This window comes from Stenotrophomonas sp. A3_2 (assembly GCF_036624925.1).
GTDB lineage: Bacteria > Pseudomonadota > Gammaproteobacteria > Xanthomonadales > Xanthomonadaceae > Stenotrophomonas > Stenotrophomonas hibiscicola.
The window spans coordinates 15,435-28,633 of record NZ_JAZKVY010000060.1; the positions used below are offsets into that span (position 1 = coordinate 15,435).

Consider the following 13,199-nt stretch of genomic DNA (forward strand, 5'->3'; position numbering starts at 1 on the left):
GCGACCGCTCAGCGGTCGTCGCCCGCTACCACCCGCCCGGCGGGATCGAATTCGGCCGTGTCCAGCGTGGCACTGCGCCAGCCCAGGCCGCAGATGGCCATCGCGCTCTGCCCGATGCCGTCGAAACCGAAGGCACGATCAACATCGGCATCGTTGATGGCCGCCGTCACGAACGCCGCCAGCCCGCGCTCGGTCGCACACAGGTACAGCAGCTGCGAGATGTGACCGACATCCAGCGTCACCGCACGATGCGCCTTGGCGTGGTTGCGGTACTTCCAGAAGCAGCGGTCATAGCGCGGCGCCAGCACCAGCAGCGCCGGCGCATCGGCGAACCACGCCTGCCCGGACAGCATCCGCCGCGCCAGGGCCGGCAGTGCCTGCGGCGGTGGCGAGGGCAGCGGCAGCACGGCGTGCTGCACCGGGTGGTAGTGGTACAGGCCCGGTGCCAGTCCTTCCACGTTCTGCACCAGCAGGAAGCCTTCGGTGGGATGCAGGCCGCCACCGGAAGGCACGTTCTTCTTCAGGAACTCGGTATCGCGCTCGACCTTCTGCACCGCGTGGGCCATCAGCGTGCGCTGCAGCACCTGGGCCAGCAACGGCAGCGGCAGCGCGCGCTGGGTATCGAAATTGCGGCAGGTGCTGCGGCGCGCCAGCAGTGTGTCGAACGGCGCCTCTTCGCTGCGCGGCAGCGGCTGGTAATCGCCCTGCATCGGCTGCACCACCGGCGGTGGCGGCCCGAGGCGCTGGCGCAGGCCGGCAGCGGTGTCCAACCCTTGCCGACGCATGTCCTCCACGCTGTCCACGGCCTGCCAGCGCGCATGACGATGGGCCAGCGCCGCCAGCGGCCACCACTGGCTGCGCCGCAAAGCCTCGTCGCGCAGCTGGTGCCCCACCTCGCTCGGTGGGTCGGTCAACAGCAGGCCCTGCTCGACCAGGCGGGCCAGCATGGCCGGGCAGGCATCGGCGGGCGGTTCGCACCAGCGGTGCGCACTGAGCTCGCCGAGCAGCTGGCGCTCCTCGGCGTCCACCGGCAGTGGCTGGTCCAGATGCGCGGCCAGGGCCACCCAGCTGATCTGGCTGTCCATCTCGGCGTGGCCGGCCAGCATCGCGCGCAGGTCGAGGGTGATCGCCTCGCGGGGCTCGAACATCAGGCTGGCGCAGCGGCGCAGGCGCATGGGATTCCTTCCTTCTGCCGCACAACCGGCATAGCAGCAACGACCGCAGCGCGGCCAACTTTAGCGACGTACGCAGCGCGGCCCTCAATGGCAGGCTGTCGCGGCCGATACGAGAACTTCAGCCTACGGACGATCCCCATGAGCACCCATCCCCGCCTTTCCGCCGCAGACGCCAGCACCCTGCTGGACCACCTGATCGGCAACGACGACTTCCGCAGCCACTTCACCGCTTCGCCGGCCAAGGCCCTGGCCTCGATTGGGCTGGACGGTGCGGTCGGCGAAAGCGACTGCATGAAGATCGGCACCCTGGCTTCGGTCGAGGAGCTGAGCCAGGTGCGTGACAGCCTGCAGGCCCACCTGTCCGGGTCGGTGGCGGCGATGACCGTGGTGTTCTGCTTCGAAGCGGGCAAGGTCGGCGAGCGCATCGACGGCTGACCCGTCATCAGGGCGCGCCGGCCGCGGCCGGCGATGCCCACGTGGACACGTCGTGCACATTCAGTGGTTGCCAGACCTGCATGGCGGTGACCTCGGCAATGGCCTGGCCGCGATGCTGGGACAGCCAGGCCTGCTCGCGGCGTACGGCAGCTTCATTGCCCTGTGCGCGCAGCGCGAGCAGCAGCACGACGTGTGCCTGCACCGGCTCGCTGCCATCGAGCATTGGCTCGATCAGGGCGCGGGCAGCTTCGGGCCGCTGCATCTGCAGTTCATCCACGGCGCTGACAATGCGCAGCCAGCGATCGGCGACCGGATTGCGCAGGCTGCGCAGCAGCGGCCGCTGCTCGTCCAGCCAGCGCCTGGCCAGCTCGAACTGGCCCTGTCGCTGGGCCAGATGGACCAGAGCCAGCCATTGCAGGCCGCGGGCATGCAGCATGGGATCATCGCGCTGCTCCAGCAGCGGATGCAGCAACGCAGCGATGGCCTGCAACTCGGCGCGGTCCGCGCTCGGGCACAGAGCTGCCACGCTGGCGTGCTGCAGCCGCTGCTGCACCTGGAAGTCGACCAGCGCCGGCGCCGACGCGTCATCGCGTACCGCCTGCTGCATGGCCGCGCAATCGCGCTGCGTGGCCGCCAGCAGCAGCTGCGCACGCAGCTTCATGCGCTGCTGCAGGGCATCGTTGGCACGGATCTGCGGCAGCAGTTGGGCGGCCTTGGCGTACTTGCCCTGCGCGACCAGCACGTCCACGCCGGTCTCATCGGCATCATCACGACCGCGCAGGACCTGTGCCTGGGCCAGTGTCTCGGCCGCAAGCTGCGGTTGGTTGGCGGCAATCTGTATCCGCACCAGGTGGATCAGCGGATACAGGCGCAGCGGATCCTGCGGCACCGCAGCCGCACGCGCGTAGGGTTCGGCCTCGCTGAACTGGTTGGCCTGCAGCAGGTACCAGGACGTGTTGGACAGCCCGGCGAACGAATCCGGGTAGACCTTGGCCAGCGTGCGCCAGTGCTCCAGCGCCCAGCCACCAGGCTCCAGTTCGGCCATCCAGGCCTTCAGGTACAGGCGCTCGCGTGGCGGCAACCGATCCTGCAGGTCCAGCGCGTGCTGCATGGCTTCGCGTGCGCGCCGCCCTTCATCGACGCGCGCATGCAGTTTGGCCACGCCCATGTAGGCCAGGGCGAAACCGGGATCAATATCGATTGCAGCCTGATAGAGGTTGCGCGCCTCCTCGAAGCGACGCTGGCCCAGTGCATTCTCGGCCAGCGCGAACGCTCGCAGTGCGCGAAGGTCCTGGGTCGATGCCCGCGGCAGCGGCAACGACTGTTCCAGGCTCGCCACCGATTCGCCCAGTCCGCGACGCAGGCGCCCGACCACGTCGTCCACCGCGAATACCATCTGGTCGGATCGATCCGTGGTGGCGGTGAACGTCTGGATCACCTGGCCGGTGCCGGGTGCGGCGACATCAATGGCCAGCTCGTAGCCACCGATCTTCTGCCGCACCGTCGGCAGCAGCACGGCGCGCGCGCCCTCCCGCACCGCCACGTTGGCCGCGGTATCGCGGCTGAGCCGGGTATCGCCCGAGAGCCGCGCCATTTCCAGGCTTTCGCGGATCTTGCCCTCCGACAGCACGTTCACGTAGCGCGACTGCTCCAGCGCGATCCGGATCGCGTGCCGCATCGAGTCGTCGAAAATCGGGTCGCCGGTGAGGTTGTCGACATCGCCAAGCACCACCCAGTCCCGCTCGGCGAACGCGATCGCCGGTTCCGACCGCAGCAGCAACCAGCCGCCCAGCACGGCCACCGTCAGCACCAGGCCCTCGGCGGCCAGCACCAGCGGCTGCCGCCACAGCGGCAGGTCACGGCGTGCCTTGGCAGTGGCGCGTGGCACGCGCAACGGCGCTGAACCGATCTCACCCACTTCGATCACTTCCTGCACCACCGGCATTCCCTTGAAGCGCCAACGGCCGTGCGACTTCCACAGCAGGCGCGCACCCCGTTCCCCCAGCGCGCCGGTGGCGCGACGGGTCAGCGATTCGGCCACCGCCGACAACAGGATCTGGCCAGGGCGGGCCAGCGTCATCAGGCGCGCTGCCATCGGCTTGGCCAGGCCTTCCACTTCCATCGACTTGGCGCCGGCCCGGACCGCCTCGGCACTGTTCTCCCAGGTCAGCACGTCACCCACATGCAGGCCTGCACGCGCGCGCAGTTCGATCGCCCGCTGCTGGCCCAGCGCGTGCAGTTCGCGCTGGTAGTCCAGGGCGAAGCCCAAAGCATCGATGGCCCGCTCGAACAGCATGAACAGGCCGTCGGAGCGATCGATCAGCTGGCCGTTCCAGCGCTGCTGCAGGACCAGCACCAGGCGGTCGTGTTCCTGGAACAGGCTGGCGGCCGCCACATCGCCGATCCGCTCGACCAGTTGCAGCGAATCACACAGATCGGTGAACAGCAGGGCGCGTAGCTGTGGGCTATGCGGGGCTGACGTTCCGTTGTCGCCGTCCATCGCCTGCCTCTCCCTATTGGCCGTCCGGATCATTCGCCCAGCGCAGGCAGTTGCCGCCATCGCGCTTGGCCTGGTACAGCGCGCGATCCGCGCGCGCGTACCACTCGCTCCAGCCTGCCTCCGGCGCCAGCAGGCACGCACCGATGCTGACCAGGCTGACATGCGGCGTACCGGGGCTGCGTTCGAGCAGGCCATGCACCGCGCTGAGGATGAACTCGGCCGCGTGCTGCACGATCTCGTGGTTGCCGCGGCGCAGGATGAGGCAGAACTCATCACCGCCAAGGCGGCAGGCCAGGTCATGCTCGCCGGCCATCGAGCGCAGGATGTTGCCCATGCTCTGCAGCACGCGGTCGCCGGCCTGGTGGCCGTGGCGGTCGTTGATCTGCTTGAAGCGGTCACAATCAATCAGCAGCAACGCCTGCGGCAGCCCCTCGGCACGCTCGCGGCACTCCTGCAGGTACAACGTGAGGCCACGGCGGTTGTGCAGCCCGGTCAGTTCATCGGTGCGCACCAGCTCGCGGGTATGGGTCAGCTGATGAGTGGTGATGTACAGGTTGTCCAGCGCGGTTTCCAGATCGTGGTTGCGGCGCCGCAGCTGGCTGATCAGGGCCTGTTCGTTGGTCAGCACGCGCATGATCGTGCGACGCAGGAAGTACGCCACCAGCCCGGGATCGGATTCGACCAAGCGGTGGAAATCGGCCGGCCCCAGCTCCAGGACATCGCAATCGACCAGCGCGCGCGCGCTGGCGCTGCGCAGGTGGTCGCCAACCAGCAGGCCCAGTTCGCCGAAGAACTCATACTGCCCGAGTGTCTTGATCACCAGGTCCTCGCCGAAGTCCAGTTCGATCTGGCCGTCGAGGATCACATACATGCGCTCGCCGCGGTGGCCCCGCTGGAACAGCCACTGTCCGGCATGAAGCTTGCATGGGCGGGCGAATCTGGCAAACAATGCCACCTCGGCATCCGACAACAGCGCATGCACGATCTCGGCCATCGCCACCCGGGCGATACCTGTCGTCATATCACTGTTCTCGGCCGCACCCCTGCCGGTCATTCCCTGCACCCGCCGCCAGCGTCCCCTGGTGAGCCGCGGAGCATAGCACCGCTTTAAAGTGTGCGCCCTATCTCATTTTGAGCCTCAGGGCGCTCTTGTGTGATGTGAAGATCGGTGGTGGCCCGTTCTGGTCACCCATGTCCGGGCAAAACCCCTGCTGGATCAATCCGATGCCGGGTTTCACAGGATTTCGGCCAAGTTGCGGCCAAGGGGGTGCGCCTGATTGACGCTGCCTGCCGGCCGCCGCGCCTTTGCACCGATACAACAACGCCGGCAGGTCCCCCGACCGGCCGGCGTTGTCTGGCCCTTCCCTGGCCACCCTGATCAGATTTCGAGGCTTCGGTAGAGCCGGGGGGGGGGGGGGGGCCCGGGGGTGGGCGCAGGGTGCACGTGGTGTGGGGCCCGACGGATCACGTGGTTGCGGGCCAGCGGCCGGCACTACCGCATCACGCCGCGCGTTCGCTGCGCCCGCCATGGAACTGCTCTTCCTCGGTGGAGCCGGTCAGCGCGGTGGTCGACGACTGCCCCTGCTGGATCGCCTGGGTCACCGCATCAAAGTAGCCGGTACCGACTTCACGCTGGTGCTTGACCGCCGTGAAACCGCGCTCGGCCGCTTCGAACTCGGCTTCCTGCAGCTCCACGAAGGCGCTCATCTGGCGGCGTGCATAGCCGTGGGCCAGGTTGAACATGCCGTAGTTCAGCGCGTGGAAACCGGCCAGGGTGATGAACTGGAACTTGTAGCCGTAGCTACCCAGTTCGCGCTGGAACTTGGCAATGGTGGCGTCGTCCAGGTTCTTCTTCCAGTTGAAGCTGGGCGAGCAGTTGTAGGCCAGCAGCTTGCCCGGGAACTTCGCGTGGATCGCCTCGGCGAACTTGCGGGCGAACTCCAGGTCCGGCTTGCCGGTCTCGCACCACACCAGATCGGCATAGGGCGCGTAGGCCAGGCCGCGGCTGATCGCCTGGTCCAGGCCATTGCGGGTCTTGTAGAAGCCTTCCACGGTGCGCTCGCCGGTGGTGAACGGCTTGTCGTTGCCGTCGATGTCGCTGGTCAACAGATCAGCCGCTTCGGCATCGGTGCGCGCCACCAGCAGGGTCGGTACGCCCAGCACGTCGGCAGCCAGGCGCGCGGCGTTGAGCTTCTCGATGGCCTCGCGGGTCGGCACCAGCACCTTGCCGCCCATGTGCCCGCACTTCTTCACCGAGGCCAGCTGGTCTTCGAAGTGCACGCCGGCCGCACCGGCCTCGATCATCGCCTTCATCAGTTCGAAGGCGTTGAGCACGCCGCCAAAACCGGCCTCGGCATCGGCCACGATCGGCTGCAGGAAGTCGATGTCGTCCTTGCCTTCGGCATGATGCAGCTGATCGGCACGCAGCAGGGTGTTGTTGATGCGCTTGACCACCGCCGGCACCGAATCGGCCGGGTACAGCGACTGGTCCGGATACATCTGCCCAGCCAGGTTGGCGTCGGCCGCCACCTGCCAACCGGACAGGTAGATCGCCTTCAGGCCCGCCTTGACCTGCTGCATGGCCTGGTTGCCGGTCAATGCACCCAGCGCGTTGACGAACTCGCGCTCATGCAGCGACGCCCACAGCTTCTCTGCACCCAGGCGGGCCAGCGAATGCTCGATGTGGACGGTGCCGCGCAGGCGCACCACGTCGGCGGCGCTGTAGTTGCGCTGGATGCCTTCCCAGCGCGGGTTGGTGTCCCAGTCGTGCTGGATCTGTTCGGCAGTGGGCAGCTTGCTCATGTCTTTCTCCAGTTCGGTTCGTGCGTGCAGCGGGGAGTGAAACGGCAGGAGGGCCGGCAGTCGGTCAATCGATGCGCGCGTAGGCCGGCAGGGTCAGGAAATCGGTCAGTTCGTCACTGCGGCTCAGTTCGCCGAGCAGGGCGATGGCCTCGCCGATGCGCGCACCACCGGGCAGTACGGCGGTATCGCCCAGCCGTGCCGGCAGCTGCGAGAGGGTGGAATCCAGCAGCGCCAGATCGATCGCAGTGCCATCGTCCAGCTGCTGGCCCGGCGTATGCAGCCACTGCCACAGCTGGCTGCGGCTGATCTCGGCGGTGGCCGCGTCCTCCATCAGGTGATGGATCGGCACGCAGCCGTTGCCATCCAGCCACGCCGCCAGATAGCGCACGCAGACTTCCACGTTGCCCTCGAAGCCGGCGCGGGTGACGGTGCCCGGCGGCCGTGCGATCAGTTCGTCGCGGCCGACGCGCACATCCTGGCGCAGCACGCTGTGCTGGTTCGCACCGGGCATGTGTTCGTCGAAGATCGCCATCGCCACCGGAATCAGCGCCGGGTGCGCAACCCAGGTGCCGTCATGGCCGGCGGTGACTTCGCGCAGCTTGTCGGCGCGCACCCGGGCCATCGCCTGTTCGTTGGCGGCGGCATCGTTGTTGATCGGGATCTGCGCGGCCATGCCACCCATCGCATGCGCACCGCGGCGGTGGCAGGTCTGGATCAGCAGTTCCGAATAGGCCTTCAGGAACGGCTGGGTCATGGTCACCTGGCCGCGCTCGGGCAGCACGCGGTCGGCGTGGCGGCGGAAGGTCTTCAGGTACGAGAAGATGTAGTCCCAGCGCCCGCAGTTCAGGCCGACGATGCGATCACGCAGCGCGTGCAGGATCTCGTCCATCTCGAACACCGCCGGCAGCGTTTCGATCAGCACGGTCACCTTGATCTGGCCGTGCGGCAGGCCGAGCATGCCCTCGATATGCGAGAGCGCGGTCTCCCACAGCGCCGCCTCTTCCATGCTCTGCAGCTTGGGCAGGTAAAAGTACGGGCCACGATCCTTCGCCTGCAGGGTGCGGGCGTTGTGGAAGGCGAACACCGCCGCGTCGAACAGGCCACCGGCAAGGAACTGGCCGTCGATGCGCACGTGCTTTTCATCCAGGTGCCAGCCCCGCGGGCGCACGATCAGCACCGCCTGCTCGTCGTACGGGCGCAGCGTGTAGTGCTTGCCATTGGGGGCGGTGTATTCCAGATCGCCGCGCACCGCCGCCGCCAGCGACTGCTGGCCGGCCAGCAGGTTGCGCCAGGTCGGCGAGGTCGAATCCTCGAAGTCGGCCATGAACACCTTGGCGCCGGAGTTCAGCGCGTTGATGACCATCTTCGGGTCGGTCGGGCCGGTAATCTCGACGCGGCGGTCCTGCAACGCGGCCGGCAGCGGGGCCACGCGCCAGTCGCCGCTGCGGATGGCGGCGGTGTCCTCGCGGAAATCCGGCAGGCCGCCCTGGTCGAAGAATGCCTGGCGTTCACGGCGGGCCTGCAGCCTCGCCTGCCGGCCCGGTTCCACCGCACGGTGCAGCGACACCAGCAGGGCCAGCAGCGGCGCCGGCAGCAGGGTGTCCTGGCCGGCCACGCGGGTCGCCAGGGCGACGCCGGGGGTAGCCTTCGCGGCGGGGGTGGGAACAGCGGAAGCGACGGCGGACATGAGGCGACTCCAGCGGTGAGGGAACGGCTCCACGGTGCCGCCGGGCCTGAGTATTTGGCAAAACAGTTTTTGCAATGTTCTACATAAGTTGTGCTAATACTCGTGACACGATGAGCACACGCACCCCGCCAAGTCCGCGTTTTTCCTACAAATCCGACCGGCTCAAGCCGTTGCGTGCGTTCTGCCAGACGGTGCGCCTGGGCTCGGTCTCACGGGCGGCTGAGGCACTTTTCGTCAGCCAGCCGGCGATCAGCCTGCAGTTGCAGGCCCTGGAACGGGAGCTGGGGGTGCCATTGTTCGAACGCAGCGGGCGGCGCCTGGTGCCCAGCCGCGAGGGCCAACTGCTGTACGAGATGGCGCAGCCGCTGGTGGAGAGCCTGGACGGGCTGGAGGCGCGCTTCCGCGACAAGGTGCGCGGCCTGGACGCGGGCGAGCTGAACATCGCCGCCAACAGCTCGACCATCCTGTACCTGCTGCCGAAGATCGTCGAACGCTTCCGCCTGCACCATCCGGAGGTGCGCCTGACCCTGCACAACGCGATCAGCGCTGACGGCACCGACCTGCTGCGCGAGGATGCCGCCGACCTGGCCATCGGTTCGATGACCGATGTACCGGCCGACCTGACCTACGCCCCGGCCTACCGCTTCGAACAGGTGCTGATCGCGCCGCACGACCATCCGCTGGCCAGCGGCGGCGAGCTGGAGCTGGCCGACATCGCGCGCTATCCGCTGGTACTGCCGCCGAAGCGGCAGATCACCTACCGCCTGGTCGACCAGGTATTCCAGCGCCACCGCATTGCCTACACCGTGGCGCTGGAAGTGGGTGGATGGGAAGTGATCAAGCAGTACGTGGCGATGGGCATGGGCATTTCCATCGTGCCGGCGCTGTGCCTGCACGAAGCCGACCGCGAGCGGCTGGCGGCGCGGTCGATGAAGCGCTGGTTCCCCGAGCGCAGTTACGGGGTGATCGTGCGCCGCGGCAAGGCATTGTCGGCGCAGGCGCGGGCGTTCATCGAGCTGATCCAGCCGGAGTTGTTCAGCCCGCGCGATTACGACCAGAGCGGGCATTCGGAGCGGTGAGGGATGTTCGGCAGGGCTGCGCCCTGCACCCGCCGAAGCCGAAGCAACAGCAAAAGCCGGCTATCCGTGGGATGGCGGGGTGAGTCCGGTTGCGGGGGACGCTGTAAACCCGTCCATGGGGGCTTGGTCGCGGCATCCATGCCGCTCACACCCCCGCAACCGGACCCACCCCGCCTTCGACAGTTGGTCGCTGCTGTTGGTGCCAGCTGCTGTTGGTGGGTGCCGACCGTTGGTCGGCACGGGATCGGATCCCATCTCTGATTCATTTCCGGCTGACGATGAATAAACTGGCCCCATGTCCATCGAACTGCGCCACCTGCGCTACTTCCTCGCTGTTGCCGATACGCTGCACTTCGGCCAGGCGGCCGAGCGCCTGGGCATGTCACAGCCGCCGCTCAGCCAGCAGATCCGGCAGCTGGAGGAACTGATCGGCGCGCGCCTGTTCGTGCGAAGCCATCGCCGCGTGCAGCTGACGCCTGCTGGGGAGCTGCTGCAGGAACGCGCGCGCGCAATCGTGCAGCAGGTGGAAACCGCGGTGGACGAGGTGCAGCGTGCGCAGCGCGGCGAGCAGGGTGAACTGCATATCGGCCTGACCCGGGCCACGCCGCTGTCGCCACAGATCCCGCGTTCGATCCTGCATTACCGCCAGCAGTATCCGCAGGTGCGGCTACAGCTGAGCGAGATGAATACGCTGCAGCAGATCGACGCGCTGCTCGATGGTTCACTGGACGTGGGCATCATCCGCAAGCGTGCGTTGCCGCCGGAACTGGTGGCACACAGCCTGTTCGTCGATCCGCTGGCGCTGATCGTGCATGCCGACCACCCTGCCCTGCGCAGGCTGTCGAAGCAGGGCACGGTGTCGTTGCGCGACTTCGCGCAGGAGCCGTTCGTGGCATTCCGGCGCAGCGCGGGCGCGGGCATCCACGACCACATGATCGCGTTGTGTGCGGCGGCGGGCTTCACGCCGCGCATCGTGCAGGAAGCCGGTGAAGCATCGACGTTGATCAGCCTGGCCGCTGCGGGCCTGGGTGCGGCGATCCTGCCGTCGTCGTGCGATCACATCCGGGTGGAAGGATCGCGCTTCGTGGCGTTGGCCGATGCTGGCGCGCATTCGGAAGTGCAGCTGGCGTGGCATCGCGAACGGGTGACGCCGCTGATCCGAAACTTCGCCGGGCTGCTGCGCGGGGCGTTCGCCGGTAGAGTCGACTGTTAGTCGACTATCGCGCGCAGCGCGGGTTTTCGCGATCTGATGGAAGAGCAGTCGACTGACAGTCGACTCTACCTCGGCAAAGCCGCTACACCGTGGTTGCCGGCCAGCGGCCGGCACTACCGTGCGTTGGGTCACGCGGTCACCGGCTGCGGGGCGCGGTGCTGCAGCGCCCAGACGGTGCCACCACCGATCAGGGTCAGCACCGCGGCGAACGCACACACGCCCCACCAGTCCCAGGCCGCGTAGGCCAGGCCGCCGACCCCGCCCAGCACGCTGGAGCCCAGGTAGTAGGCGAACAGGTACAGCGCCGACGCTTCCGCGCGCATCGTACCGGCACGGCTGCCGACCCAGCTGCTGGCCACCGAGTGGCCACCGAAGAAGCCGAACGTGACCAGCGCGATGCCCAGTGCCATCGTGCTCAGCCACGGCATCGCCAGCAGCGCGATGCCGGCGCCGATCAGCGCGAACGAGATCGACAGGATGCGGCCGCGCCCGTACCGCGTAGCCTGCTGGCCCATCCACGCCGAACTGAAGGTGCCCACCAGGTACACGCTGAAGATCAGCCCGACCACGGTCTGGCTGAGGTGGTACGGCGGCGCCAGCAGGTGATAGCCCAGGTAGTTGTAGAGGGTGACGAACACGCCCATCAGCACGAACGAGGTGGCGAACAGCCACGGCAGGCCCGGGTCGGCGAACAGCAGGCGCCAGCGCGACGGCAACTCGCGCAGGCCATCGCGGCGGGGATGGAAATGGCGCGACGGCGGCAGCTGCAGCCACAGCAGCACGGTACTGGCGATGGCGATGATCGAGACCACGCCGATGCCCCAGCGCCAGCCCCAGTGATCGGCGATGATGCCGGCCAGCAGGCGCCCGCTCATGCCACCGATGGCGTTGCCGCCGATGTACAGGCCCATCGCCAGGCCCAGCGCGCGGCTGTCCATTTCCTCGACCAGGTAGGTCATCGCCACTGCCGGCACGCCGCTCAGCGCCAGGCCAAGCAGGGTGCGCAGCACCAGCAGCGTGGTCCAGTCGTCCACCAGCGCCGTGCTCAGCGACAGCATGGCCGACGCCAACAGCGCAACGATCATCAACGGGCGACGGCCGACCACATCGGACAGCAGGCCGGCCAACAGCATCGCCACCGCCAGCGTACCGGTGGTCAGCGACAACGACATCGCGCTGCCTGCGGCCGACACGCCGAAGTGGCGGCTGAACTCGGGCAGCAGCGGCTGCACGGTGTACAGCAGGCCGAAGGTGGAGAAGCCGGCCAGGAACAGTGCCAACGCGGTGCGGCGGAAGGCCGGGGTGCCCTGCTGGATGCGGGTGTCGGTGCCGGTATCGAGAGTGGAGGGACGGCCTTCAACGGCCGCCGCAGTTTCGCCAGTCATGGAATCGAAGGGCCGGTGGGGACGGCCGGGCGTGGGAGGGAACGGGCCTCAGACTAGGCCCGTCGATCCAGTCGATCCATAACCTGATAGATCAGGATTGATATATGGGAAGTATCAATTCAGCTTACAGGCGTTGCCACTCGAAACCGTCACCGCGGCGGTAATACACAGCCACCGCCCGGCCGTAGACCTTGTCCGCATCGACGAAGCCGAAGAAGCGGCCATCGAAGCTGTTGCCACGGTGGTCTCCCAGCACCAGCAGCTTGCCGGCCGGCACCACCAGATCGTCAATGTCCGGGCCACCGCCCATGTCCAGGTCGAGACGGGCACGGCGCTCGCCGAAGGCTTCCACGTCCTGCAGGTCGGCAATCTGCAGCGGCTGGCCGTTGATGCTCAGATGGCCCTCGCGCATCTGCACATGGTCACCGGCCACCGCCGCCACGCGCTTGATCAGCCGGGTGCCGTCGGCCGGTGAATCGAACACCGCCACTTCACCACGCTGCGGAACGCCGGTGGACATCAGTTCCCTGCCGGTGAACGGCAGGCGCAGGCCATAGGCACGCATGTCCACCACTACCCGGTCGCCGGGCTGCAGGGTTGGCTGCATCGAGCCACTGGGCACCACGTAGTGGTTGGCGAGGGTATCGCGGGCGGCGGCGAGCAGGCCGAGCATCACCAGCAGCGGCAATGCTTCCTTCTTCAGCCAGAGCAGCGCGCGTTCGGGAAGGGGAGGACGGCCAACAGCATCCATGACAGGCTCCGGGTGGGTGGTCGCTGCATCAGACCACACTCGGGCGGGAGAGGTTCCCGCGCCGGCTTGTTGTAGAGCCGAGCCCGCGCTCGGCTGCTCTTCGAGCGTCGGTGCACGCCAGCCGAGCGCAGGCTCGGCTCTACAGGAAGGGTTACGCAGGTTTTACGCCCCG

Annotated in this window: 10 protein-coding genes; 3 read left to right on the forward strand and 7 right to left on the reverse strand. The window is 67.7% G+C overall.

Annotated features, from left to right (window positions below; genetic code table 11):
• Positions 1-8 precede the first annotated feature (8 nt).
• Positions 9-1,175: a putative peptide maturation dehydrogenase gene (locus tag R5H29_RS00945; protein ID WP_058979737.1), complete on the reverse strand. Its 1,167-nt coding sequence runs from the start codon at positions 1,173-1,175 to the stop codon at positions 9-11.
• A 138-nt stretch (positions 1,176-1,313) separates the two neighbouring features.
• On the opposite strand from R5H29_RS00945, the gene R5H29_RS00950 reads away from it, so the two are divergent.
• Positions 1,314-1,610: an NHLP-related RiPP peptide gene (locus R5H29_RS00950; protein ID WP_021203747.1), complete on the forward strand. Its 297-nt coding sequence runs from the start codon at positions 1,314-1,316 to the stop codon at positions 1,608-1,610.
• A 7-nt stretch (positions 1,611-1,617) separates the two neighbouring features.
• On the opposite strand, the gene R5H29_RS00955 is transcribed toward R5H29_RS00950, so the two are convergent.
• The 4 genes from R5H29_RS00955 to aceB form a co-directional block, all read right to left on the reverse strand.
• Positions 1,618-4,110 (reverse strand): putative peptide modification system cyclase, encoded by a 2,493-nt coding sequence (locus R5H29_RS00955; RefSeq protein WP_332328586.1) that lies wholly within the window; start codon positions 4,108-4,110, stop codon positions 1,618-1,620.
• Positions 4,111-4,123: 13 nt separating this feature from the next.
• A complete protein-coding gene (locus tag R5H29_RS00960; RefSeq protein ID WP_019661878.1) occupies positions 4,124-5,164 on the reverse strand; it encodes a diguanylate cyclase in 1,041 nt (346 codons plus the stop codon).
• A 446-nt stretch (positions 5,165-5,610) separates the two neighbouring features.
• The gene (gene aceA / locus R5H29_RS00965; protein WP_019661879.1) at positions 5,611-6,912 is read right to left on the reverse strand and encodes an isocitrate lyase; all 1,302 of its coding nucleotides are present in this window, start codon (positions 6,910-6,912) and stop codon (positions 5,611-5,613) included.
• 64 nt (positions 6,913-6,976) lie between these two features.
• Positions 6,977-8,599: a malate synthase A gene (aceB, locus tag R5H29_RS00970; RefSeq protein ID WP_111099317.1), complete on the reverse strand. Its 1,623-nt coding sequence runs from the start codon at positions 8,597-8,599 to the stop codon at positions 6,977-6,979.
• 110 nt (positions 8,600-8,709) lie between these two features.
• On the opposite strand from aceB, the gene R5H29_RS00975 reads away from it, so the two are divergent.
• Positions 8,710-9,678, forward strand: coding sequence for a LysR family transcriptional regulator (locus R5H29_RS00975; protein WP_332328587.1), 969 nt, complete (start codon positions 8,710-8,712; stop codon positions 9,676-9,678).
• 295 nt (positions 9,679-9,973) lie between these two features.
• Positions 9,974-10,891, forward strand: coding sequence for a LysR family transcriptional regulator (locus tag R5H29_RS00980; protein ID WP_019661882.1), 918 nt, complete (start codon positions 9,974-9,976; stop codon positions 10,889-10,891).
• Positions 10,892-11,019: 128 nt separating this feature from the next.
• Here R5H29_RS00980 and R5H29_RS00985 read toward each other — a convergent pair whose 3' ends face one another.
• Together R5H29_RS00985 and lepB are read right to left on the reverse strand one after the other, a co-directional pair.
• A complete protein-coding gene (locus R5H29_RS00985) occupies positions 11,020-12,276 on the reverse strand; it encodes an MFS transporter (RefSeq protein WP_332328588.1) in 1,257 nt (418 codons plus the stop codon).
• A 124-nt stretch (positions 12,277-12,400) separates the two neighbouring features.
• The gene (lepB, locus tag R5H29_RS00990; RefSeq protein ID WP_329859189.1) at positions 12,401-13,027 is read right to left on the reverse strand and encodes a signal peptidase I; all 627 of its coding nucleotides are present in this window, start codon (positions 13,025-13,027) and stop codon (positions 12,401-12,403) included.
• Positions 13,028-13,199 lie beyond the last annotated feature (172 nt).

Bases quoted from the DNA above. Each gene is read 5' to 3' on its own strand.
- R5H29_RS00945 (WP_058979737.1), bottom strand. From the start codon at position 1,175: ATGCGCCTGCGCCGCTGCGCCAGCCTGATGTTCGAGCCCCGCGAGGCG.
- R5H29_RS00950 (WP_021203747.1), top strand. From the start codon at position 1,314: ATGAGCACCCATCCCCGCCTTTCCGCCGCAGACGCCAGCACCCTGCTG.
- R5H29_RS00955 (WP_332328586.1), bottom strand. From the start codon at position 4,110: ATGGACGGCGACAACGGAACGTCAGCCCCGCATAGCCCACAGCTACGC.
- R5H29_RS00960 (WP_019661878.1), bottom strand. From the start codon at position 5,164: ATGACCGGCAGGGGTGCGGCCGAGAACAGTGATATGACGACAGGTATC.
- aceA (WP_019661879.1), bottom strand. From the start codon at position 6,912: ATGAGCAAGCTGCCCACTGCCGAACAGATCCAGCACGACTGGGACACC.
- aceB (WP_111099317.1), bottom strand. From the start codon at position 8,599: ATGTCCGCCGTCGCTTCCGCTGTTCCCACCCCCGCCGCGAAGGCTACC.
- R5H29_RS00975 (WP_332328587.1), top strand. From the start codon at position 8,710: ATGAGCACACGCACCCCGCCAAGTCCGCGTTTTTCCTACAAATCCGAC.
- R5H29_RS00980 (WP_019661882.1), top strand. From the start codon at position 9,974: ATGTCCATCGAACTGCGCCACCTGCGCTACTTCCTCGCTGTTGCCGAT.
- R5H29_RS00985 (WP_332328588.1), bottom strand. From the start codon at position 12,276: ATGACTGGCGAAACTGCGGCGGCCGTTGAAGGCCGTCCCTCCACTCTC.
- lepB (WP_329859189.1), bottom strand. From the start codon at position 13,027: ATGGATGCTGTTGGCCGTCCTCCCCTTCCCGAACGCGCGCTGCTCTGG.